General features: G+C 51.7%; 1 protein-coding gene. It reads left to right on the forward strand.

Annotated features, from left to right (window positions below):
- Nucleotides 1–336 (forward strand): TrbI/VirB10 family protein (locus ALO64_RS07130; RefSeq protein WP_328586223.1); only part of this gene is annotated, 336 nt, incomplete at its 5' end.
- Nucleotides 337–348: the final 12 nt, after the last annotated feature.

The raw sequence follows: 348 nt of genomic DNA on the forward strand, positions 1-348 counted from the left end.
GTCAAGCTGATTGAAAAGGGTACCAAGGCTTTTGGTTGGTACAAAACCGGAACGCTGAATCAGGGGCAGGCACACATGGCGGTCCTCTTTTCGGAGCTGCGGACCCGAGACTTTAAAAAGGTTTCGCTGATTGATACGCAGGCAACCGGCCAACTGGGTGAATCCGGTATTAGCGGCTGGGTTGATGAACACTTTTGGGATCGCTTCAAAGGCGCGTTGATGCTGGCATTGGTGCAAACATCAGGTGATGTCGTTTCGAATAACGGCCTGAAAAAAGATCAAAATACCGATTACACCGCCAATTCGCGGGAAGCCATTGCCGAGATGTCGAACTGAACCGCCCCGGGT

Origin of the sequence: Pseudomonas meliae, from assembly GCF_001400515.1 — a bacterium.
In the GTDB taxonomy this organism is placed as follows: Bacteria; Pseudomonadota; Gammaproteobacteria; order Pseudomonadales; family Pseudomonadaceae; genus Aquipseudomonas; species Aquipseudomonas amygdali.